Raw genomic sequence first — 22,164 nt, 5'->3', positions numbered from 1 at the left:
AGATGGCGACACAAGCTGACAGAGACAGAGACAGGCGCTGCAAGGATGGGGGGAAAGGACGTCGTCATCGGGAATCTTTACGAAAACTGCAAAAGTCTTTCATCATTTCGTGCGTTTATCACAAAGGTATCTCACGGCAGACTGCACAGCATCCAAGACCCACCCATTGCTGATGGAGAACTGCCATGCCCCTTGCCCTGCTGGCGCTGACATTGAGCGCCTTTGCCATCGGGACCACCGAGTTCGTGATCGTCGGACTGGTACCCACCATCGCTCAGGACCTGAGCGTCTCTCTGCCTTCCGCTGGCCTGCTGGTCAGCCTGTATGCCGTCGGTGTCGCCATCGGCGCCCCCGTGCTGACCGCCATGACCGGCCGCTTCAATCGCAAGCTGGTACTGCTGGCCCTGATGGCACTGTTCATCGCCGGCAACCTGCTGGCCTGGCAGGCACCCAGCTATAGCTCGCTGATCACGGCGCGCATCCTGACTGGCCTGGCCCACGGGGTCTTCTTCTCCATCGGCTCCACCATCGCGACAAGCCTGGTGAGCAAGGACAAGGAAGCCAGTGCGATCGCCATCATGTTCACCGGCCTGACCGTGGCTCTGGTCACCGGCGTGCCGCTGGGCACCTGGATCGGCCAGCACTTCGGCTGGCGCGCCACCTTCCTTGTAGTCTCGGTCCTCGGCGTACTGGCATTGATCGGCAGCGCCATCCTGGTGCCCAACAATCTCAAGAAGAGCGTACCCGCCACCTTCGCCCAACAGCTCAAGATTCTGACCCATCCGCGCCTGCTGCTGGTCTACCTGATCACCATTCTCGGCTACGGCGGCACCTTCACGGCCTTCACCTACCTGGCCCCGCTGCTGCAGGACGTCAGTGGCTTCAATGAAGGCGCCATCAGTCTGATCATGCTGGTCTACGGTATCTCGGTCGCCATCGGCAACATCCAGGGCGGCAAGCTGGCTGACCGCATGGGCCCGATTCGCGCCCTGACCCTGATCTTCGGTGGCCTGATCGTCATCCTCGGCGTGCTGACCTTCACTGCCGCCAACCCGATCACCGCCGTGATCACCATCCTGATCTGGGGTGCCTTCGCCTTCGGCAACGTGCCGGGCCTGCAGGTCTACGTCGTGCAGCAGGCCGAACGCTTCGTGCCGCAGGCCGTTGACGTGGCCTCCGGCCTCAACATCGCCGCCTTCAACATCGGCATCGCGCTGGGCTCCATCGTCGGTGGCCAGGTGGTCTCCGGGATGGCACTGACCGACACCGCCTGGATCGGCGCGCTGATCGTCACCGCCGCCCTGCTGCTGACCCTACTGGCCGGTCGCCTCGACAAGCGTCACGCGTCTTCCATCGCGACCGCCTGATCCGCCGCGAAGCCTCCCGCCATCACGACGTGCCCCCGATTCCGACAGCTCAGCCTGCTGGCTCGGGGGCACCGTCGTCTACACACCTGCTTGCTGAAGGAGTCCACCATGATCTCCCCGACCGGCCCGCTGGATCGCCTCACCCAAGGCCCCCTGACCCTAGGCGTCGAACTGCCCCTCGACAATGACTGGGTCCGCACTGACAGAGCCCCCTCCACGCCCTTCGGCGTGCCTGACATGCGCGCCCATGCCGAGCTGATCGGCCAGGTCGACAGGCTCGGCTTCCGCGCCGCCTGGTTGCGTGACGTGCCGCTGTTCGACCCCGCCTTCGGCGACGCCGGTCAGGTCTTCGAGCTGTTCACCTACCTGGGCTATCTGGCCAGTCACACCGACAACCTGCTGCTGGGCACTGCCGCCGCAGTGCTGCCGCTACGCCAGCCGTGGCTGGTGAGAAAGGCCGCCGCCAGCGTGCAGGCCCTGAGCGAAGACCGCCTGCTGCTGGGCGTCGCCAGTGGCGACCGACCGGCGGAATACCCGCTGTTCGGCGAAGAGTTCGCGCCCCGTGGTGCTGCCTTCCGTCATGCGGTGGACGTCATCAAGGGCCAGGCGGACGACGCCCTGAGCGAAGGTCAGGCCATCCTGCCTGCCGCGACGCGTCCGCCGCTGTTGAGTGCCGGGCTCTCCCAGCAGACGCCCGAGTGGATCGGTCGCGAGATGGACGGCTGGCTGGCCTACCCGGGCACGCCGGAGGACCACATCCGCCGCGTGGCGCTCTGGCGACAGGTCGCCGGCGACAAGCCCTACGTCAGTTTCATTCACCTCAACCTGGAAGAAGACCCGCACGCCCCGGTGCGTCGTCATCGCTTCGGGTTGTCGAGTGGCCGCCTTGCCCTCATGGAAGAACTGTCGGCCATTCAGGATGCCGGGGTGAATCACATCGGCTTCCACCTGCGTCGCAATCGCCGCCCGCTCACGGAAACCCTCGAGGAACTGGGCCGTGAGGTGCTGCCGCACTTCTCATGAGGGCGCAAGGGTTGCACTGATCTGCCCGGCTGGCTGAGCGCACTGGCAAGCCGGGCGGGTCGCGCGACCTGCCCCCGCCATGGCGGAAAGGATTCACCGTTCACGCTGCAAGGAGATCCCATGTCAGATTCCACAGAGACCACCACACAAGACATCAGTCACAGCGCCACCCGGGCACCCGCCTGGGTATGGCAAGGCCCGGGAGAGCCTGAGGCGCTCGAGCAGTCAGAGGTGGACATCGGCGCCCCGGGAGACGACGAGGTACTGGTCGCCACGCGTGCCATCGGCCTCAATCCCGTCGACTGGAAGTTCATGGCGATGGACAGCGAGCTGTGGCAAGCCGGTCAGATTCCCGGGGTCGATGCCTCGGGTGAGGTGATCGCCTGCGGCGCGAATGTCTCCCACGTCTCCCCGGGAGACCGCATCGCGGTCCACACCACCCTGGCGGGGCCGGGTACCTTCAGCAAGCGTCTGCGGGTCCCAGCGCGGGCCGTGATGCGCCTACCCGTTACCCTAGGCTTCAATGACGCCGCCGCCTTCCCCTGCCCGGCGCTGACCGCATGGCTCGCAATCGAGAAGCTGCCAATCAAGGCCGGTCAACGCCTGCTGATCACCGGTGCCTCCGGCAGCGTGGGCCGCTGGCTGATCCAGCTGGCCCGACAGCGCGACTTCCATGTCATCGCCACCGCCTCCGAGAAGCGCCACGCGGACCTCAAGGCGCTGGGCGCCGACGAGACCCTGACGGACGCCGAGCAGCTGGACGCCCCGGTCTACGCCGTGATCGATACCGTCAATGGGGATCACGCCCGCAAGATGACCCGCCACCTGGGGGCCAACGGCCATATCGTCTGTATCCAGGACCGTCTGGAGCAGGCGGCCGCGCCGGCCTTCGATCGCGCCATTTCGCAGCACGAAGTCGCACTCGGGGCACTTCACTGGGCGGGTGACGACGAGGACTGGGCACGCCTGGTCGCAGCAGGGGAAGGTCTTCTGGAAGCGATCGCCGATGGCTCCCTGAACCAGCCGGCGCCCTGTATCGAATCATTTACGGCGCTGCCAGCCTGCCTTGCCGAGCTGAAGCGTGGTGAGCGCCGAGCGCTGAAATTCGTGATTACCGCCAACGAGTAAGGTGCATGGCAAAGTCCACGCGACTGTTGCGTTAGTGTAAAAAAGCTAATGCAAAGTCGTGAGGTTGACGTCGCAGTATGCAAGCCTCATATAGGAAGGGCAAAAATGGATATGCGCCCATCATTCACGACTAAATACCGGGCGCGCTTAACAGGAGTTCTAGAATGTCGACTACCCTACCAAATCCCGGCTTTGGGACTTACCGTATCGAGGGCGAAACGCTCCGTGACAGCCTGAACACCGCGCTTGAGATCGGTTATCGTCACTTTGATACCGCGCAGTTTTACGGCAACGAAGCCGAAGTCGGACAGATCATCGCCGACAGCAAAGTGCCGCGCGAAGAGCTCTTCATCACCACCAAGATCTGGCATGACCGTTTGGTACCGGGTGACATGGAGAAAAGCGTCGAGGAAAGTCTTGAGCGCCTCCAAATGGACTACGTCGACCTACTGCTCATCCATTGGCCGTCGCCGAATGATGAAGTGCCGATGGAAGATTATCTGCCGGTACTGGCCAAGCTGAAGGCAGCGGGCAAGGCGCGGCACATCGGGGTGTCCAACTTCACCTGTGAACAGCTGGAACGTGCTGTGGGCATCGTGGGGCGTGACGAGCTGCTCACCAACCAGATCGAGGTCCACCCATTTCTGCAAAACCGCAAGGTGATCGACAAGTGCCACGAGCTGGGCATCCAAGTCACTGCTTTCATGCCACTGGCAGTCGGCAAGGTGATGGACGATGACACCCTCAATGCCATCGCCGAACGTCATGACGCCAGCCCGGCGCAGATCGCCCTGGCATGGCTCAAGATGCAGGACATCGTCACCTTCCCGTCCTCCACCAAGGCGAAGAACATCAAGAGCAACTTCGAGGCCTTCTCCATGTCACTGACCGGTGAAGACATGGCGAAGATCGCCGAGCTGGATCGCGGTGAGCGCATCGCCAACCCGGACTTCGCCCCTGACTGGGACTGATAACCCTCAGGCCTGTGCCTGATGCCACGTCAGAGAAATGAAAAGGCCTCCTTCGGGAGGCCTTTTGCGTTGCTGTCCAAGGATACTGGCAGAGAGACTTCGACGCCGCGGCCGCTCGCACGAATTTGACGTGCTAGTCGCATCCTCACGCTTTATGGGAGGTAGCCTCTATTTTTTCATTCGTATGCGAAAGCGGACCGAGATGGCGTTCCATGACCTGACGCTTGCCTGCCAATCCACGGTCCACTAGTCCCGGCCACAAACTATTGAGCACACCGAAGCATCGCTCTGCCCACCCTATCGTTTGGCGCACTTGCCCACTAGCCAACTGCTTCACCACGAGTCTCGCAACGCTTTCTGGCTCATCAATGGCATTGCCCAGTGCCGCGTTCATCTGCTCAACATGTTGTGGATTGATGGGAGTACGAGTTGCCCGAGGTGCAATGTACTGTATCTTCACGGAACTGCCCGCGAGCTCTCGCGCCAATGCCTCACTGAACCCCCTGAGTCCTGCCTTCGAGGCACAATAGGCAACATTGCCAGGGTGGCCGATATGACCAAGCATCGACCCCACCAGCATCAACTGTGCTTTTTCTGCCAACGCCAGGATCGGCAAGAGCTGCTGGGTCAGCAAGATCGTGCTGGTCAAGTTGATGTCGAGCAATCGTTCCACCTTCTCGCTCGACTGTTGGGCAAACCAGCCAACCTCATTCACACCCGCCAGATGTACCACCAGAAAAGGGCGCTGAGACTGAGGACAGGTCAATAGTGCATCACTCAATGCCTCACGGTCACTGACGTGGGTCAGATCAAGTGCCAGCAAGCTGGTTACCACGCCCTTGGGCAACTCATCACGCAATGCCTCCAACGTGTCACGACGACGCCCTACCAACCATAGTTCACAGCCGAGCCTCGCCAGCTCATGGGCCAGTGCCCGTCCTATCCCGCCACTGGCCCCTGTGATCAATACTCTGGATGCGTGAAGCGAGTGGCTCATGCCAACGCCTCCTTCTCCATAGCGCAACCGGCTGCAAGCGCCGCATCACTCCAGTGGAATGCATCCTCGAGCGCAGCCTGATGGACACTGGAATAGAGATGATAGAAGGCCTTGGCGGCATGGATAATTGCCTGCTGCTCTCCTTCATCGGTGATACTGTCCATGAGGTTGGCGAAGAACTCCATGTGAGAGATATCAAGCTCGCCATGAGAAAAAAGATAGTGGAAGGCATCATCTCCGAGCCCCAGACTGTCACGCACGGCTCGTCCGGCCCCGCTGGCCACAGCAGTACTGGTCCCCTCCAGCACCAGCACCATCCCGAACATGCTGAGTGGATGACGCCGACGTATGCTGTCGTAGGCATAAGCCACCATCAGCTCGGTTGCCAACAGTGGGGCTCGTTGCACCGCCCTCTCACGAGGAACTCCCGTCGCAGCGAGATCATCAAGTACCCAATGCTCATGCCCCTTCTCTTCATCGATGTATTCCGCGACCGCCATACGCAGCGCGTCTCGCGAGACATGAGCGGGTTCTGACAACTGCGCCCCACAGGCCATCATGAGCGATACGGTATGGCGCACATGGTGATAGGCCTGGGCCAGGAAGGCGCGATATTCCGCCAGGGTGATCTGGCCATTCAGTGCACGGGCCACCAGAGGACCGGATAGCAACTTCTCGCGTTCCGTGGCCGTGGCAGCGACCAACTGACGATAGAACCCATCAGGCCGGCCATTGTCGGAGGGGATGCCAGCTCCAGAGGCAGCAGGAGTCTGAATAGCGACTTCGCCAGTATCCGCCTGCCGATTGACAGATTGGTATGATGAGACGTTGTTATTCCAGGACATGATCATTTCCTCAGGAAGCACTGTGATGACGTGACAACACGTCAGACTCTTGGGAAGAAGAGGGGCAGGGATACACGGTCGATGTCGTCGAGATGCGTTGAGCCAATCGCTTGAGATCATCACCACGCCGTTCACGAATACGCGCGCGCCTGAGGCGCCCGTTATCCGTCACTTCACCACTGGCAATCGATAATGGCTGCGAGGTATCCGGTGACGCTTCCAGTACCTGCCAGGCAACAAGTCGGGCGTAATCAGGCAAACGAGAATTGAGCAGGGTAATCGCTCGAGCAATGGCACCCTCCGTACACGTGGAGTCTCCGTTGAGCACCGGTGCCAGCAAGGCAATCAATCCGCATAGACCATCACCCTCCACGAAGGCCTGTCGGATACCGGGAATGAGTGCCAGCTCTGCCTCGATCCATCCTGGCGAGACATTTCGGCCCGAGGAAAGGATCAGCACGTCTCTCTGTCGCCCTTCCAGACACCAGCCCCCGGTTTCGAGACAGCGAGCGAGGTCACCACTGGGCCATGGCTGATCGGCTGACAAGGGATTCAGTTCTCCCAGATAGCCCAGCATGCGACGGCCGTGGATCATCAGCTGTCCCCTATCATCGAGTGAGAGATTCAGGCCCTCAAGCGGCTGCCCGACACTGTCAATTTCGCCTTTTTCCTCTCCAGGCAACGACAGACACACCACGGACCCCAATTCCGACAAGCCATATCCCTGGGCGACCGGCAGGCCAAGCCTCATGGCACGCGCCAGCAGCGAAGCGGGGACCTTGGCCCCACCTACCGCGACCAGCGTCAGTGAGTTGCGCCAAGGTGACTCAATCGGTGAGCTCTCACACAATGCAACCAATGCCTTCAGCAGATTAGGGACCAGAATCAGGCTCTGGGGCCGACGTTCATCAAGCCAGGATTCAAGCGTCAGGGCATTGAGCCCTCCGCTGCCAATCAATCCAGTGCAACCAACGGTATCCACGATGGCGCAGCGGCCTTGCCACAGTGCCAGCAGACCACCAGCGAGGTTTTCCAGCAGCACTGCCAGCGGCAGGAGAACGCCATGCCGCTTGAGCGTCACGAGCTCCAATCGTGCCGATAGCCCCTCAAGAACCTTTTCAAGATGCTCAAGCGACAGACAGACTCCCTTGGGCGCCCCTGTCGTACCAGAAGTAAACGTGATCAATGCAGTGCCGACTGGGACGGCAGCAGGGATGGATGAGCGCTGTATCAGATAGACCGCCTCTCCCTTTTCCAACGACAGACAGCGGGACCTCCATTCGCCCTCGCCAATCTCATGATCCAGCTGCGCATGCCATGACTCATCGGCCAGACTCTTAGTGGAAGCCTCTAGACTGGCCAGACGAGTCAACGCCCCCGGTTCAGCGCTCGCGATGGCATCAAGTGCCGTAGTGGCCAACAGATGTTGGCACTGCTCGGCACTGAAGAAATTCGCAATAGGGGTCACGACAATACCCGCCCGCCAGGCGGCGAGTTGGATGACAAGCCACTGCGGACTGTTGTCCCCAGCCAACCCCAGATGGCGAATACCAGCGGCATTGAAGGCGCCTGCAAGTACCTCGATCGCCTCCCATAGCTGCTTTGCCGTGTAATCTTGATCCTCATGGATGGCATCGCGCCCTATCAGCAAGACTCGCGCAGGATCGACCTCGGACAGGAGCTCTAGCGTCTCCAGCAGTCGTGAGTTCATCTCAGCACCCTCCGTTAGTGGTAGGGAATGCCGGGAATGGTGAAAGACTTGTCTGCAGAAAGCGTGGTGCTCCAGCCAGCAATCGGCGTCCCAAGGGAGAGCTGCCCATACGCTGAGCCTCGTGCAAGGGACGAATCACGACGACGCGAGGATCATGTGCATAGTAGCTTCCCCAATCATCCTGGCCCTCAAGGCATGTGGGGTCGGCCTTGCCCATATCACGCATGGCAATGCCCAGACGTGACAGACCATTTCTCACCTCGCGCGAAGCCGTCACCACCAGCCACTCGATCTCGAGACTCGCCAGCACCTCAACCAGAGCCAACATCAGCATCCGTCCTGCACCCGCAGTGGCGCTGCATAGTGCACCGATTTCCATGATCTGATGCCGTTCGATCTGACGTTGCTCAGTGTCGGCCAGCAGCGTCTCGATGCGAACTCCAAGATAGGCTTCCACCCTCAAGGGACCTTCATCGGCGCGCATCAGCCCAGTCACTGCATGAATGTCGACATCTCCGATATCAAGCGAATGGCCATCCTCTGGCTCCCCCTGCATCACCAGCAGACGAGAATAGTGGACGTGAATGCGCGCACTATGGTGACGCTGGAAACAAGCTTTCACGAAGGCCTCTGCCTGAGGCCGGCCAGCTATATCGCACCAATACAACTCGTTGCGCACCGTGACATCGGATGGCGCTGGCGTCTCAGGAGACGGAGTCCCTGTTGGTACAAGAGAAGAAGTACTGGAACGGATAACAGGCGAAACATCATTGCTGACCGCAACTGTCGCTGTCGCAAGCTGAGAGCTTGAGGATTCCATGGGGGCGCCTCATCGAGGAAGATGCCCCCAGACTAGGGTCGCCAGCTTAGCGAAGGCTTAAGACAGGAAGAAAAGGATCGTTACGAGGAAATGCACGGCCTGAGGGTTAGCCGTGCATGCCATTCTGCAAGCCAGGTCGATGGCCACGGAGAGGATTGCGGGATCAGAGCTCCTTTTGCGCCAGAGCACTACTCGTAACCGGAAGTGAGTGAACCCGAGTGATGCTCTGCGTACCGGGACGCGGCGATGCCAGGTCATGCTCATGCAGCAGATAGATCACCGTACGCGCCTTGAACCAGCCCTCCAGACGCTGTGCCATGCGCTGTGCCGTGCGCGCATCCAGCCCGGAGAAGGGTTCATCCAGAATCAGCAGCCCCGGATCCGTCAGTACCAGGCGCGCCAGCCCCAGGCGCCGCGCCTGCCCGCCCGAGACCTGCCGACCGCCCTCACCCACTCGGGTGGCGAGGCCCTGAGGCAGTTGCGCCACCCATGCGGCGAGATCCACCGCCTCCAGTGCCTGCCAGACATCTTCATCGCTGGCCTGACGCGCACCCAGCCGCAGGTTGTCGGCAAGGCTGGCATCCAGCAATTCCACCTGTTGGGTCAGGCATCCCACGGCATGGGCCAGTGACTCGGGCGAGCAGGCGTCGATGGGCTGTCCGTTGAGCGTGATGCTGCCGCTCTGCAGCCGGGTCTGGCCAGTCAGCAAGGCCGCCAGCGTGGACTTGCCGGAGCCGGAAGCACCGCAGATGGCCACCTGGGTGCCGGGGGTGATCTCGAGGGTCATCTCGTTAAGCGCCTCGAACCAGGCACCGGGATAGCGCCACGACACCTGCTGGATCTGCACCTGCACGGCACCGCGGGCCAGGGTCTGCCGACCTTCCAGTGGCCGCGTGGCGGAGGACAGCTCATTGAGTCGCTCGGCAGCGCCCAGGGTAGCACCGGCCTGAGTGAAGGCCGCCGGCAATCCCGCCAGGCCCTCACTCAACGCCATGGCCGTCAGCGGCAGCATGACCATCACCGCCGGTGTCAGTCGCTCATCCGTCATTCCCTGCATGGCGGCCGCCAGCAACAGCAACCACGACAGGCCGATCACCAGACTGGCCAGGCCATTGCCGATGGCCGTGATCACCGCCAGTCGCCACTGATCTCTCAACAGGCGGGTCTCGATCTCATTCAGGCGCTGACGGGCAGTGCCCAGCGCCGCATAGGCCTCAAGCTCCGCCTGACCACGCAACGTCTCCATCAGCGCCGAGCGCAACGACTCCAATGTCGTGACGCGGCGCCGACTGGCCACCAGCCCCCAGCGCGCCTGCCCCAGCGTCAGCCAGGCCCAGCCCAGCACCAGGAACCCCGCCAGCCACGCCGCCGTTGCCGGCAGCCAGACAGCGACCAGCGCCACCAGCACCGCGATCAGACCCAGCGCCATCAGTGGCGGAGCCGCCAGACGCAGGTAGAGCGCATCTAGAGTGTCGATATCCGCGGTGAGGCGATTGAGCCAGTCACTGGAACGCCGCGCCGCCACCCGCGCGGGGTCCATCGTCACCAGTGCGGCGAAGGCAGTGCCGCGCAGGCTGGCCAGCAGACGCAGGATGGTGTCGTGGTTGTAGAGCCGTTCCAGATAGCGCGACACGGTGCGCGAGACGGCGAACAGCCGAATGCCGCTGCCGGGGGTGTAGACATCCAGCGTCATGGCCGCGCCGGCAGCCAGCGAAGCCCCGGTCAGAGCGGATGCAGTGATGAACCAGCCGGACACCGCCAGCAGGCCGAGTGCCGAGCAGGCCGTGAGCATCATCAGCACCACGCCGAGTATCAGACGACGGCGATAGCGATCATGCAGACGCCACCAGGGGGCCAGACGGGAAAGTGCCTCGCGCAAGGTCACGCTGTCGCTCTCGGGGTGCATCATGCGCGGTCTCCTGTCGGCTCGTGCTGTTGGCGCGTCGCCGTGGCCGTCGTGACAGCCATCGGTAGGATTTGACCCTCCTCCAGTACCAGATGGCGCGTCGCCATGGCGATCAAGGCCGGATGGTGGGTCGCGATCACCAGGGTTCGCCCTTGCGTGCTCAACCACTGAAAGCCCGCGATCAGATGACGCTCCGTCTCGGCATCCAGACTGGCGGTGGGCTCATCGAGCAGTACCAGCGCAGCATCGCTCAGAAACACCCGCGCCAGCGCCAGGCGCTGTGCCTGGCCACCGGACAACCCGCGCCCGCCCTCGCCAAGCGGCGTGTCGATGCCCTGAGGCAAGGCGGCAAGCACGGTCTTGAGCCCGGCACGCTCGAGCGCGAGGGTGATATCAGCGTCACTGGCCTCGGGAGCTGTGATCCGCAGGTTGTCGGCCAGGCTGCCCTGCATCAACAGCGGACGTTGATCCATCCAAGCAAGCCGCAGCCGAGCGCGAATGTGGCGGATCCCGTCATCAGGGGCCACGAAGCCGGCCATCACTTGAAGCAGGGTCGACTTGCCTGCCCCGGACGTCCCGCTGATGACCAGCACCTCGCCCTCCATCAGCGCCAGACCCAGCGGCCCCAGCACCTGCCCGCGCTCGGGGTGGCTCAAACAGACCTCCGTCAGTCGAAGCAGCTCATCCGTTGTGGGTGAGTCAGCAGCGTCACGAGGCGCAGGCTTCTCCACAGGGTCGGCATGGCGCGGCGGCGCGGTATCGGCGGCCGCTAGGATCTCCATCAGTGTCTCGGAGGCGGCAAGCGCCGAAGCGCGATCATGATAGAACTGGGACAGAGTTCTCAACGGCTGGAAAAACTCGGGCGCCAGCAGCAGGATCACCAGCGCACTGAATAGCGTCAGCTCATCGGCGGGCCCGATGGGGATGTCGCCGAGCAGGCCGAAGCCGATGTAGATGGCGACCACAGCGATCGACACCGAGGCAAAGAACTCCAACACCGCCGATGACAGGAAGGCGAGCCGCAAGGTGCGCAGACTGCGCTTGCGGTAATCATCGGCCACCAGCGTCACCTCACGAGTCGCCAGATCCCCTAGCCCGAACAGTCGCAGGGTGGTGATAGCACGCACTCGATCGACGAAGTGACGCGACAGCCGCAAGACCGCCTGGAACTGGTCACGATTGAGCGACTCAGCCCCCATGCCGACCAATGCCATGAACAGCGGTATCAGGGGCGCGGTCAGCGCCAGCAGGATGGCCGCCAGCCAATCCAGACTGACCACGATGGCAAGAATCACCAGCGGCGTGATCATCACCAGGCGCATCTGCACATGAAAGCGCGCGAAGTAGCCTTCCAGCGCCTCGACCTGTTCCACCCAGCGCTGGGCGAGCTCGGCACTGTGATAAAGTGCAGCGCGGACCGGCCCCAATGTCTCGAGCGCCGTCAGCACCTCGCCACGAATGGCCTGGCGCAGTCGCTGGCTGGCGCGCTGGGCCAGCAGCTCCTGTGCCCCCGTCGCCAGCACCCGCGCGCCCAGAAGCGCCAGCAGACCGACGAAGGGCCATATGAGCTCTCCCAGCGCGGCGGGAGACGCGATGGCTTCGCTGATCACCCAGGCAGCAAGCACCAGCTGGGCGACCGTCAGGCCGCCGGCCAGAATGCCGAAGCACGCCGCAAACCCAAGCAGGCGACGCTCTCGCGTCGCCTGCTGTCTCAGCCATCGACCGGCCTGGCGCCGTTCCGGGGTGACTCGATCAGACGCGCCCCGGTCAGGCGTGCCGACCGGGGACTTGCGTGACTCAGTGATAGCCACCTTCCTTGACCTTGCCGCGGAAGACCCAATAGCTCCAGGCGGTGTAGCCCAGCACCATCGGAATGACGAACAGCACGCCCAGCAGCAGGAACAACTGCGATTCCGGCGCGGAGGCAGCGTCCCACAGGGTGATGTCCGGCGGCACCAGGTACGGCCACTTGCTGAAGATTAGCCCCAGATAGGTGAACAGGAACAGGCCCAGAGTCGCGACGAAGGGCTGTCCTTCCAGGCGCTTGCTGGTGGCCCGCCAGATCAATGCCGCGCAGCACAGCGCCAGTACCGGGAAGACCCAGAACACGCCCAGATGGTCGAACCAGCGCTCCCGCACGTACTCATCCACGAACGGGGTGTAGAGACTGATGACCCCGAAGCCGACCAGCACGGCAATCAGCAGCTTCGGCGTGATGCGATAGGCCCACTCCTGCACCTCGCCCTCACTCTTCATGATGGTCCAGGTGGCCCCTAGCAGGGCATAACCTACCACCAGCGCAAGCCCGGTGATCACGGTGAACGGGGACAACCAGTCAAAGGCGCCGCCGACGTAGACATGCCCTTCGGTGGCGAAGCCCTGAATATAGGCACCGACCACCACGCCCTGACAGAAGGTCGCCAGGAAGGAGCCACCGCTGAAGGCGATGTTCCACCAGTGGCGATTGCGCGAGGACTTGAAGCGGAACTCGAAGGCGATGCCACGGAAGATCAGCCCCGCCAGCATCAGAAACACCCCCAGATACAGCGCCGGCAGCAGGATGGTGTAGACCGCCGGGAAGGCGGCCAGCAACCCGGCCCCGCCCAGCACCAGCCAGGTCTCGTTGCCGTCCCAGATGGGCGCGACCGAGTTCATCATCACGTCGCGGGCGTGCTCGTCAGGAGCGAAGGGATACAGGATGCCCACCCCGAGATCGAAGCCATCCATCAGGATGTACATCATGACGCCAAAACCGATGATCAGCGCCCAGATCATTGTCAGATTGATCATTTCCATCAGCTCAACTCCTCACCGTACGACTGGCATCGTCATCCAGGCTCTCATGGGCGGCAGACAGCGGACGCATCGCGGTCTCGACTTCGTCATGCGGCAGTTCTGGTTGCATGCCCCCGCGGATGACGCGGGTCAGGTAGTAGCTGCCGGTCACGAAGACCACCAGATAGACTAGGAAGTAGCCGATCAGAGTGGTCAGCACCATCCATCCGGTGAGTGACGGCGTGACGGCCTCCTGCTGAGTCATCATCTCGTAGACTAGCCACGGCGAACGTCCGGCCTCGGTCACGAACCAGCCCGCCAACACCGCGAAGAACGGCGCGATGGACATCAGGCGCAACGTCTGCAGGAAGGGGCGTGAGTGATAGAGTCTGCCTCCGCGACGCAGGTAGAAGCCGACGAAGGCCACGGCGATCATCAGAAGGCCCATCGCCACCATCACGCGGAAAGACCAGAACACGAACCATACCGGCGGTTGCTTGTCAGGCGCGACCTCCTTGAGCCCCGGCACCACACCGTCGGGGTCATGAGTCAGGATCAGACTAGCCAGCTTCGGAATCGCGATCTCGAAGTGATTCGTCTGGGCTTCCTTGTCCGGCCAAGCAAACAGCAGCAGCGGCGCGCCCGACTGGGTCTCCCAGTTGCCTTCCATCGCCGCGACCTTGGTCGGCTGGTGCTCCAGCGTGTTGATGCCGTGCATGTCACCCACCACCGCCTGCGCCGGCGCCAGCACCAGCAGCAGCCACATGCACATGGACAGCGCGCGCTTGTTGGCCTCGACATCACGCCCGATCAGCAGATACCAAGCGCTCACCCCAGCCACCACGAAGCCGCCGGTCAGGAACGAGGCGATCGCCATGTGGGCGAAGCGATACGGCAGCGAGGCATTGAAGATGGCCGCGGCCCAGTCCTTGACGAAGAAGTGACCATCCACCAGCTCCACCCCTGCCGGGGTCTGCATCCAGCTGTTGGTGGAGAGAATCCAGAACGCGGAGATGAAGGTCCCCAGCGCCACCATCAGGGCCGCGAACAGATGCACCCCTTCCGGCACCTTGCCACGCCCGAACAACAGGACGCCAAGGAAGCCTGCCTCCAGGAAGAAGGCCGTCACCACCTCATAGCTGAGCATCGGGCCGATGAAGTTGGAGCTGGCATAACTGAAGTTGCTCCAGTTGGTGCCGAACTGGAAGGCCATCACGATGCCCGAGACCACCCCCATGGCGAATACCACGGCAAATACCTTCACCCAGAAGGCGGCAAGTCGATCCCAGGCCGCATTGCCGGTCTTGTAATAAAGCCCGTGCAACAATGCGACATAGGATGCCAGGCCGATGGTGAACACCGGAAAGACGGCGTGGAATGACACGACAAATCCGAACTGTATTCGCGACAGCATCACGGGATCCAGTTCCATGGGCGACTCCTCACGACTTCAAGCTTCAGGATTGCACAGCGCGCGCTTCATCCAGAGACAGAGCGCACTGTGACAGCGATATCACGGTCAGGCCGTGATCCCACGACAGACAGGCTTCATTCAGCATTCATTCGATCGGCTGACATGCTGAGCATACAAAACAACGTTCTCTCATGCACGATGACGCTTTGCCGCATGCATGAGCCGCATCTCCATCAGTCCTTGCGATCAGCTCTTGCGATCAACCCTTGGTGATCAGCTCAAGGAGACACGGAGATGAGACCACAATGCTGCAGGACAGCATCCACGTATTTTCCACTCTTCATGCTGCGAATTTCCACACACATCACGCCGTACATTCGCCTTTATTGACGTACATCAAAAGAAATACAAGACGAGCATCAAATGCGACCCATGAAGCTGACCACGCCCGAATTCAGTGATAAAGAAAGTATCAGGTAGCGCAGCAGTGACAAGGGAGGCAAGGCGGACATGGGCGTCCATTCCTCCAATATTGCGGTCGACTCTGCTACGGCCTTCTCTGCGTCCGAGCGCTCTTCTGCTTACGCTTTTCCCCTTCATCAGTCTTCCCAGTGATTTCTGCGCCGTCGGCTTATCTGTCCACGATTCGCTGTTGAGCTTCCTGATGAGCTTGCTGGTGAGTCAGGGCCACAGCTCTTCTTGGTCTCGTGGACCAACCCCGATGCAACGCTTCGCGACATGGGCATGGAGCACGGGCGTTATCGCGTGCTCTGTGATGCACCCGGCATCCACGTGAAGCAGACCTGAGCCACCCGACACATCCGATCAAAGAGGCCAATCATGTCGCTCCAATCGCCAGACGCTTCCGAGGCTCCCGAGACAGTTGCCTCTCCCGCCCCTTTCAAGCCGCTTGAAGGCAAGGTAGTGCTGGTGGTGGGCGTGGCGAATGCGCACTCCATCACGACCGGCTGCGTGAAGGCATTTCGTGCGGCCGGGGCACACATCGTGATGACCTACCTGAATGCCAAGGCCAGAGCCTAAGTGGAGCCCGTGGCAAAGGAGGTGGAGGCAGCGCTGCTATTGCCGCTGGATGTCGAGGCCACAGGCGAGATGCAAGCCGTGTTTTCTCAGATTGAAACTCGCTTCGGGCGCCTCGATATGCTGGTGCACTCCATCGCCTATTGTCCGCTGGAAGATCTGCACGGCCGGGTGACGGACTGTTCACGCGAAGGTTTCTCACGCGCGATGGATATCTCGGTGCACTCATTGATCCGCATGGCCCGACTGGCCGAACCCTTGATGATCGAAGGTGGCAGCATCCTGGCCATGAGTTATTACGGCGGCGAGAAGGTCGTCGATCACTACAACATCATGGGGCCGGTCAAGGCGGCACTGGAGGGAACGGTACGCTCACTGGCCGTGGAGCTGGGGCCACGTCAGATCCGGGACAATGCCCTCTCACCGGGCCCACTCAAGACACGGGCCGGGTCCGGCATCGCCCATTTCGATGAGCTGATCGACGAGGCTCGCGCTCGCGCCCCCGAAGAGGCTCTGGTGACGATCGAGGATATCGGCAACCTGGCGGTGATGTACGCAAGCCCCGCGACCCGTCGCATCACAGGGGAAACGGTCCATATCGATGGAGGTCTGCATGTCCGAGCATGACGATAACGTGTCACGCGCAAGCCCGTCCGAGAAGGGCTTGCCTGAGAAAGGTCCGAATGATTCATCAGCTGAGCCGGCTCGCAACGGCCCGATGCAGGAGGGGTTGCTCGGATTCGGTGAGCCCCTCGGCACACCCCGAGCAGGACAGCCGGTTCACGACACAGTCCCCAGTGACAGCCTGCAGTACATCGAGAATCGTACCTGGGAGGATATCGCCGTCGGCGATAGCGCCGAGCTGGTGCGTACCTTGCAGACAACGGATATCCAGCTCTTCGCGGTGATGTCCGGTGACGTCAATCCCGCCCACGTCGATGAGGAATTTGCCAGCACTGACATGTTTCATGGCGTCATCGCACATGGCATGTGGGGCGGCGCCTTGATCTCGGCCGTACTGGGCACCGAATTGCCGGGGCCGGGCACCATCTTTCTCGATCAGACCCTGAGCTTCAAAGCGCCGGTGCGCCTGGGCGATACCCTCGCCGTGCGCCTGGAGGTCAGCGAGAAGCTGCCCAAGGGACGCCTGCGCCTGGCATGTCGCTGCACCAACCAGCAAGGTGAGACGGTCATCGAGGGTGTGGCCAAGGTCATCGCGCCCCGCGAGCGCATAAGACGCCCAGCGTGGTATTGCCCGAAGTGTATCTGCACATCCAGGGCGCCCAGTACAAGCGTCTGATCACGGCCACCGAAGGGCTGGCTGCGATTACCACCGCCATCGTGCATCCCTGCGATGCGCTATCGCTGGGAGGTGCGCTGGAAGCCGGTCGCCGTGGGCTGATCCAGCCTGTTCTGGTCGGGCCGAAGGCGCGCATTCTCGCCGCCGCCCAGGCCGGTGAATCACTCACGAGCATCGAGATCATCGATGCGCCCCATAGCCACGCAGCCGCCGCGATGGCCGTGGCAATGGTACGCAGCGGCAAGGTCAGTGCGCTCATGAAGGGCGCGTTGCATACCGATGAACTGATGGAGGCAGTGGTGAATGCCGAGCTTGGCCTGCGCACCGAGCGCCGCATGAGCCATGTCTATGCTCTTGATGTGCCGACCTATCCCAAGCCTCTGCTGGTGACGGATGCCGCCATCAACATCTATCCCGATCTCGCCCACAAGCGAGATATCGTCCAGAACGCCATCGACATGATGCAGTCACTTGGCGTGACCTGCCCGAAGGTAGCGCTGCTCTCGGCGGTGGAAACGATCAATCCTCACATCACCTCCACGCTGGATGCCGCCGCCCTGTGCAAAATGGCGGACCGTGGCCAGATCCAGGGCGGCATGATCGAGGGTCCGCTGGCATTCGACAATGCCATCTCCGCCAAGGCCGCCGCCGAGAAAGGCATTCGTTCTCAGGTCGCGGGGGAGGCCGACATCCTGGTCGCACCGGATCTGGAAGCCGCCAACATGATCGCCAAGCAGCTGATCTATCTCGCGGGGGCCGATGCCGCCGGTATCGTGCTCGGTGCGCGAGTTCCGATCATTCTCACCAGTCGCGCCGACAGCCTGCTGTCTCGACTGGCGTCCTGCGCCCTGGCAAAGCGCTATCTCGATCACCAGACGGGAATCCGCTCATGACCGAAGTGACGCTGGTGCTGAACGCTGGCTCCTCCAGCATCAAGTTCGCGCTCTTTCCAGCAGTAGAGGGTGTGACGAAGCCAGTATTGCGCGGCAAACTCTCCGGCATCGGCAGTCACCCCAGGTTCACGGCGCAAACCCGCGATGGCACCGACGTGGACTGGGATGCTCAGCTGCCATTGACTGCCAAGGCTAGTCATGAGGACCTGACCCCCGCGCTTTTCGACTGGCTTGAACGCCACGATGATGACCTGACCATCACCGCCGCCGGTCATCGCGTCGTACATGGTGGCCGTGAGCATCATGGCCCCGCACGTGTCAGCCTGGCCTTGCTCGAGGACCTGGCCGCACTGATACCATTGGCTCCCAACCATCAGCCCCATAGCCTGGTGGCGATCCAGTGCCTTGTTGATGCGGCCCCGCACCTCCCGCAGGTCGTATGCTTCGATACCAGCTTTCACCGCACCCAGGATTCAATGGCGCAGACCTTCGCCCTACCCCGAGCCCTCAGCGAGTCTGGCATCGTGCGCTATGGCTTTCATGGTCTCTCGTATCAGTACATCGCCGACCGGCTGCCCGAGACGCCACTCGGAACGCGCAGCGAAGGTCGAGTCATCGTCGCGCATCTTGGCAATGGGGCCAGCCTGTGCGCCATGAGGCAGCGCAGGAGTGTCGCCACCAGCATGGGCTTCACTGCACTGGAAGGATTGATGATGGGGCAGCGCTGCGGCTCGCTAGACCCCGGTGTGCTGCTGCACCTGCTGGATGGCAAGGGCATGAGCACGACGCAACTTCGCCACCTCCTCTATGAGGAATCGGGGCTATTGGGGGTCTCCGGCATCAGCAATGACATGGCAGAATTGGAGGCCCATCCAGCGCCCGAGGCACGCGAAGCCATCGAGATGTTCTGCTATCGCGCCGCCTGCGAAATGACATCGCTGGCCACGGCATTGGGTGGCCTCGATAGCATCGTGTTCACCGCCGGTATCGGCGAGAACTCGGCACTGGTGCGCCATTTGATCATCCAGCGTCTCGCCTGGCTCGGTGCGACGCTGGACACTGATGCCAATCAGCGCAACGCCACCTCCATCACTGGCAAGGACTCTACCCTCGAGATCCTCGTCATCCCCACCGATGAAGAAGGTATCATCGCCAGCGAGACCCGGCGTCTGCTATCAGCACAGCCCATCTTTTCTCACCGTACGACACAGCAGTCGCGTCCCTGATGCTTGGCGTCATAGAGCGCCGCATCGGCGGCACGTACCAGATCGGTCAGATTGGTGTGCTGCTCAGCCTTGTAGCTCACCGCCCCGACGCTGACGGTCAGCACTTTCGCCACCGAGCTGTCAGGGTGGGTCAGTTTGAGCGCACGCACCTTGCGACGGACGCGTTCGGCGAAGGCCCGCAATTGCAGCTCGGTCACTGACTCCAGCAGAACCAGGAATTCCTCACCACCATAGCGCACCACCATGCCCGGTTGCGGGCCGATGGCGGCCTGGAGCGCGCCGGCGACCTGCTGCAGGCAGTGATCCCCTTCCACATGGCCATGATGGTCGTTGTAGATCTTGAAGTGGTCGACATCCACCATCAGGATCGCCAGCCCATGCTCACGGGTCAGGCCCACCCAGCGTTGCGTCAGACTCCGCTCAAGGTGACGTCGGTTGAATACGCCCGTCAGCGCATCGCAGTTGGCCTCTCGGGTGAGACGTTGACCGGCAACCTGCTTCTCTTCCAGCAATAGCCGCTCACGCCGACGCAGCAGCCATACCTGGCGCTCATTGTGTTCCAGCTGATGGTTGGCCAATAGCGAGAGCCCCGTGGTGCTGACGAAGATCACCATCGCCAGCAGCTCCAGCCCCTCCTGATCCGCAGGTTCCAACACGATCACCCCGGCCATGATGAGCGTACAGGTCAGCGACGCCGTCAGTGCCTGGGGGAAGCGCAGCCGAAAGAGAATGTTGCCGACCATCGGAAAGAAGCCGAACAACAGCGTATCGACATGCGAAAGCTCGGTGCGCGACAGCTGCAACAGGATGGCGCTGACCAGCATGGTGTTGATCACCAGCGCGGTCATCAGCCACTCCTTGAGCCCCATGGAAGACGCACGCTGCACCAGCGGCAGCACCAGCAGGGCCACCACGCAGACACAGCCCAGCCGCAGCATGGCGGCCAGTGCCAGGTCCTCACTGCGATGGATGGTGTCACTGATCAGGAAGGTGGCATACATCACGAAGGCGAAGATGCCGGAATACAGCAAGCCGCGCGTGCGCGAGACGCGCGTCTCTTCCACATACCGGGTCTCGAGGGCGTCGGGGAACATGAGCCGCCAGCGTGACGCGCCGCGACTGTCGATCAGCCCCTCGACGACCCCGCGCTCGGCGGCCACCGACGCCGGCATCATCGCCTCGTGGCCGCCGGGGAGCCGCTTTTGACTTCTCATGACAGGCCCGCTCCGCCCATCGGCGGCCTGTGATCTGGCAACTTAGCCTTCTGTTCATCGTGCTGTGCATTCTGCCGCGCAGCCTGGCGCTCATCGTGAAGGCCATCACTCAGGTCATCACTGGCCTGGGCGCGCGACTTGCCATTGCCATGGCCGTTGCCACGTTGCACGCAGGTACGGTTGCGACCATGGCGCTTGGCACAATAGAGCCCCTTGTCGGCCTGATCGACCCAGCGGCTGAGCAGCGTCTCGACCGCCATGTCACGCGTCACCTCATCCTCCATTCCCTCGCCCTCGAGCAGGCGCGACAAGGGGATGACGCAAAGCCCCACACTCAGGGTGACGACACCGAGTTCCGACTCGCGGTGAGGCAGCTTGAGCGACTTGACGGCATAGCGCATCGCCTCGGCCAGACTGCGCGCATGCTCGAGATCCCGCACGGCCACCAGGGCGGTAAATTCCTCGCCGCCGAAGCGGACGACGCTGGCCATCGCAGCCTCTTCCCCCTCGAGAGCACCGATGATGCCAGCGCCTTTTTCCCTGTCCAGTGGTTCCTGCAAGGCCTGGGCGATCTGATACAGGCAGTTGTCACCCGCGACATGACCGTAGTGATCATTGAAGGCCTTGAAGTGATCGACATCCATCATCATCAGCGCCAGACACGGCAATGGTGGCACCGGATGGGGCCCTGACACGCCGTTCTTCGCCTGCTGAGCATCGCCATGGTGCTGCTTGAGCACCTCGATGAGGTGACGGCGATTGTAGAGCTGGGTCAGCGGATCTAGACAGGCCATTTCCTGCAGCTCGGCATTGCGTGACTCCACATCCTGCAGGCGCAGTTGATCGATGGAGGTCATCAGATAGGCATGACGGGCCGAGAACTCGATGCGGAAGCTGGCAATCAGCGAAAACAGGCAGAACGCCATGAAGACGAAGGCGATCGCGAAGTCCATATGGGCATAGGGCATCGCTACGCTCAGAGCTACGCTGATCACGATGGCCATCCCCCCTGCCGACAGCCCCAGAGCCGCGACGAAACGCAGCTGCATCAGGACGATACCGACCAGTGGCACCACGCCCAGCGCATAGAGTTCGAGGAAGCAGCGCAGGTGGTTCTCGCGAACCGCCAGCCACGCCGCCAGGCCGATCACGCCCCACAGGGTCGCGACCAGCAGCGCATCACGCTCGATGGGGCGACAGACCTCACTCTTGAGGACCAGCACGAGGATCGCGAGCGCGATACAGACACACAGGCGCAGCATCACGGCGAGATTCTCTGTCACCGGCATCGCGACCGGCGCATAGACGGTGTCATAGAGCACGAACATCAGCTGAAAGATGATCAGGCTCCAGCAGCCCATTACGGCACGACTCATGCGCCGACGATGCTCGAACTGTTCAAAGTCCCTCTCGAGTTCAGGGGCAAAGCTCAGCCTCGCAGGAGTCGTGGCACTCAGGTGTTGCTCCGATATTGCCATTCGTGAAGGCATGTCTGATTTCCCTTCAATCGCACTGCTTCATTTATCACATGCGCAG

19 protein-coding genes are annotated in these 22,164 nt (G+C 62.0%); 9 read left to right on the top strand and 10 right to left on the bottom strand.

Going from position 1 to position 22,164, the window contains the following annotated elements:
* The first annotated feature begins 185 nt into the window (after positions 1–185).
* From QD208_RS03590 to dkgB, 4 genes are all read left to right on the top strand, one after another.
* Positions 186–1,367, top strand: a complete 1,182-nt coding sequence (locus tag QD208_RS03590; protein ID WP_279835679.1) for an MFS transporter — start codon at positions 186–188, stop codon at positions 1,365–1,367.
* A 108-nt stretch (positions 1,368–1,475) separates the two neighbouring features.
* On the top strand, positions 1,476–2,390 hold the full coding sequence (locus QD208_RS03585) for a TIGR03571 family LLM class oxidoreductase (protein ID WP_279835678.1): 915 nt from the start codon (positions 1,476–1,478) through the stop codon (positions 2,388–2,390).
* Between the two features lie 120 nt (positions 2,391–2,510).
* Positions 2,511–3,518: an alcohol dehydrogenase catalytic domain-containing protein gene (locus QD208_RS03580; protein ID WP_279835677.1), complete on the top strand. Its 1,008-nt coding sequence runs from the start codon at positions 2,511–2,513 to the stop codon at positions 3,516–3,518.
* Positions 3,519–3,682: 164 nt separating this feature from the next.
* Entirely contained in the window at positions 3,683–4,489 is an 807-nt protein-coding gene (dkgB, locus tag QD208_RS03575; RefSeq protein ID WP_279835676.1) for a 2,5-didehydrogluconate reductase DkgB, read from the top strand.
* 145 nt (positions 4,490–4,634) lie between these two features.
* Here dkgB and QD208_RS03570 read toward each other — a convergent pair whose 3' ends face one another.
* From QD208_RS03570 to QD208_RS03535, 8 genes are all read right to left on the bottom strand, one after another.
* On the bottom strand, positions 4,635–5,486 hold the full coding sequence (locus tag QD208_RS03570; RefSeq protein WP_279835675.1) for an SDR family oxidoreductase: 852 nt from the start codon (positions 5,484–5,486) through the stop codon (positions 4,635–4,637).
* Entirely contained in the window at positions 5,483–6,331 is an 849-nt protein-coding gene (locus tag QD208_RS03565) for an iron-containing redox enzyme family protein (RefSeq protein ID WP_279835673.1), read from the bottom strand. The genes QD208_RS03570 and QD208_RS03565 overlap by 4 nt, the downstream gene beginning before the upstream one ends.
* A gap of 10 nt (positions 6,332–6,341) precedes the next feature.
* On the bottom strand, positions 6,342–8,042 hold the full coding sequence (locus QD208_RS03560) for an AMP-binding protein (protein WP_279835672.1): 1,701 nt from the start codon (positions 8,040–8,042) through the stop codon (positions 6,342–6,344).
* Position 8,043: 1 nt separating this feature from the next.
* Positions 8,044–8,862, bottom strand: a complete 819-nt coding sequence (locus QD208_RS03555; protein ID WP_279835670.1) for a thermostable hemolysin — start codon at positions 8,860–8,862, stop codon at positions 8,044–8,046.
* 163 nt (positions 8,863–9,025) lie between these two features.
* Positions 9,026–10,771: a thiol reductant ABC exporter subunit CydC gene (gene cydC, locus QD208_RS03550; RefSeq protein ID WP_279835667.1), complete on the bottom strand. Its 1,746-nt coding sequence runs from the start codon at positions 10,769–10,771 to the stop codon at positions 9,026–9,028.
* A complete protein-coding gene (gene cydD, locus QD208_RS03545; protein ID WP_347881987.1) occupies positions 10,768–12,579 on the bottom strand; it encodes a thiol reductant ABC exporter subunit CydD in 1,812 nt (603 codons plus the stop codon). Before cydD ends, cydC begins: the two co-directional genes overlap by 4 nt.
* Positions 12,566–13,564, bottom strand: a complete 999-nt coding sequence (gene cydB / locus QD208_RS03540) for a cytochrome d ubiquinol oxidase subunit II (protein ID WP_225346747.1) — start codon at positions 13,562–13,564, stop codon at positions 12,566–12,568. Before cydB ends, cydD begins: the two co-directional genes overlap by 14 nt.
* 4 nt (positions 13,565–13,568) lie before the next feature.
* On the bottom strand, positions 13,569–14,975 hold the full coding sequence (locus QD208_RS03535) for a cytochrome ubiquinol oxidase subunit I (RefSeq protein WP_279835665.1): 1,407 nt from the start codon (positions 14,973–14,975) through the stop codon (positions 13,569–13,571).
* 822 nt (positions 14,976–15,797) lie between these two features.
* Here QD208_RS03535 and QD208_RS03530 point away from each other — a divergent pair.
* The 5 genes from QD208_RS03530 (at position 15,798) to QD208_RS03510 (ending at position 19,414) form a co-directional block, all read left to right on the top strand.
* Positions 15,798–15,998 (top strand): hypothetical protein, encoded by a 201-nt coding sequence (locus tag QD208_RS03530; protein ID WP_279835664.1) that lies wholly within the window; start codon positions 15,798–15,800, stop codon positions 15,996–15,998.
* Between the two features lie 9 nt (positions 15,999–16,007).
* A complete protein-coding gene (locus QD208_RS03525) occupies positions 16,008–16,622 on the top strand; it encodes an SDR family oxidoreductase (RefSeq protein ID WP_279835662.1) in 615 nt (204 codons plus the stop codon).
* Positions 16,623–16,800: 178 nt separating this feature from the next.
* Positions 16,801–17,295: a MaoC/PaaZ C-terminal domain-containing protein gene (locus QD208_RS03520; protein WP_347881988.1), complete on the top strand. Its 495-nt coding sequence runs from the start codon at positions 16,801–16,803 to the stop codon at positions 17,293–17,295.
* Positions 17,241–18,188, top strand: a complete 948-nt coding sequence (locus tag QD208_RS03515; protein WP_279835659.1) for a bifunctional enoyl-CoA hydratase/phosphate acetyltransferase — start codon at positions 17,241–17,243, stop codon at positions 18,186–18,188. The genes QD208_RS03520 and QD208_RS03515 overlap by 55 nt, the downstream gene beginning before the upstream one ends.
* The gene (locus tag QD208_RS03510) at positions 18,185–19,414 is read left to right on the top strand and encodes an acetate/propionate family kinase (RefSeq protein WP_279835657.1); all 1,230 of its coding nucleotides are present in this window, start codon (positions 18,185–18,187) and stop codon (positions 19,412–19,414) included. The genes QD208_RS03515 and QD208_RS03510 overlap by 4 nt, the downstream gene beginning before the upstream one ends.
* Here QD208_RS03510 and QD208_RS03505 read toward each other — a convergent pair.
* A complete protein-coding gene (locus QD208_RS03505) occupies positions 19,384–20,628 on the bottom strand; it encodes a GGDEF domain-containing protein (protein ID WP_279835654.1) in 1,245 nt (414 codons plus the stop codon). The two genes, QD208_RS03510 and QD208_RS03505, sit on opposite strands and share 31 nt — an antisense overlap.
* Positions 20,625–22,004, bottom strand: coding sequence for a GGDEF domain-containing protein (locus QD208_RS03500; RefSeq protein ID WP_279835652.1), 1,380 nt, complete (start codon positions 22,002–22,004; stop codon positions 20,625–20,627). The genes QD208_RS03505 and QD208_RS03500 overlap by 4 nt, the downstream gene beginning before the upstream one ends.
* Positions 22,005–22,164 lie beyond the last annotated feature (160 nt).

Origin of the sequence: Cobetia sp. 29-18-1, assembly GCF_029846405.1 — a bacterium.
GTDB classification, from domain to species: domain Bacteria; phylum Pseudomonadota; class Gammaproteobacteria; order Pseudomonadales; family Halomonadaceae; genus Cobetia; species Cobetia amphilecti.
Note: the sequence above shows the minus strand (reverse complement) of the source record. Positions and strands in the feature narration are given on the sequence as shown.

Excerpts from the sequence above, each read along its gene's own strand:
- QD208_RS03555 (WP_279835670.1), bottom strand. The coding sequence starts at position 8,862 with ATGGAATCCTCAAGCTCTCAGCTTGCGACAGCGACAGTTGCGGTCAGC.
- QD208_RS03530 (WP_279835664.1), top strand. The coding sequence starts at position 15,798 with ATGTCGCTCCAATCGCCAGACGCTTCCGAGGCTCCCGAGACAGTTGCC.
- QD208_RS03505 (WP_279835654.1), bottom strand. The coding sequence starts at position 20,628 with ATGAGAAGTCAAAAGCGGCTCCCCGGCGGCCACGAGGCGATGATGCCG.
- QD208_RS03510 (WP_279835657.1), top strand. The coding sequence starts at position 18,185 with ATGACCGAAGTGACGCTGGTGCTGAACGCTGGCTCCTCCAGCATCAAG.
- QD208_RS03535 (WP_279835665.1), bottom strand. The coding sequence starts at position 14,975 with ATGGAACTGGATCCCGTGATGCTGTCGCGAATACAGTTCGGATTTGTC.
- QD208_RS03500 (WP_279835652.1), bottom strand. The coding sequence starts at position 22,004 with ATGAGTCGTGCCGTAATGGGCTGCTGGAGCCTGATCATCTTTCAGCTG.
- QD208_RS03570 (WP_279835675.1), bottom strand. The coding sequence starts at position 5,486 with ATGAGCCACTCGCTTCACGCATCCAGAGTATTGATCACAGGGGCCAGT.
- cydB (WP_225346747.1), bottom strand. The coding sequence starts at position 13,564 with ATGGAAATGATCAATCTGACAATGATCTGGGCGCTGATCATCGGTTTT.
- QD208_RS03585 (WP_279835678.1), top strand. The coding sequence starts at position 1,476 with ATGATCTCCCCGACCGGCCCGCTGGATCGCCTCACCCAAGGCCCCCTG.
- dkgB (WP_279835676.1), top strand. The coding sequence starts at position 3,683 with ATGTCGACTACCCTACCAAATCCCGGCTTTGGGACTTACCGTATCGAG.
- QD208_RS03590 (WP_279835679.1), top strand. The coding sequence starts at position 186 with ATGCCCCTTGCCCTGCTGGCGCTGACATTGAGCGCCTTTGCCATCGGG.
- QD208_RS03560 (WP_279835672.1), bottom strand. The coding sequence starts at position 8,042 with ATGAACTCACGACTGCTGGAGACGCTAGAGCTCCTGTCCGAGGTCGAT.
- QD208_RS03565 (WP_279835673.1), bottom strand. The coding sequence starts at position 6,331 with ATGTCCTGGAATAACAACGTCTCATCATACCAATCTGTCAATCGGCAG.
- QD208_RS03580 (WP_279835677.1), top strand. The coding sequence starts at position 2,511 with ATGTCAGATTCCACAGAGACCACCACACAAGACATCAGTCACAGCGCC.
- cydC (WP_279835667.1), bottom strand. The coding sequence starts at position 10,771 with ATGATGCACCCCGAGAGCGACAGCGTGACCTTGCGCGAGGCACTTTCC.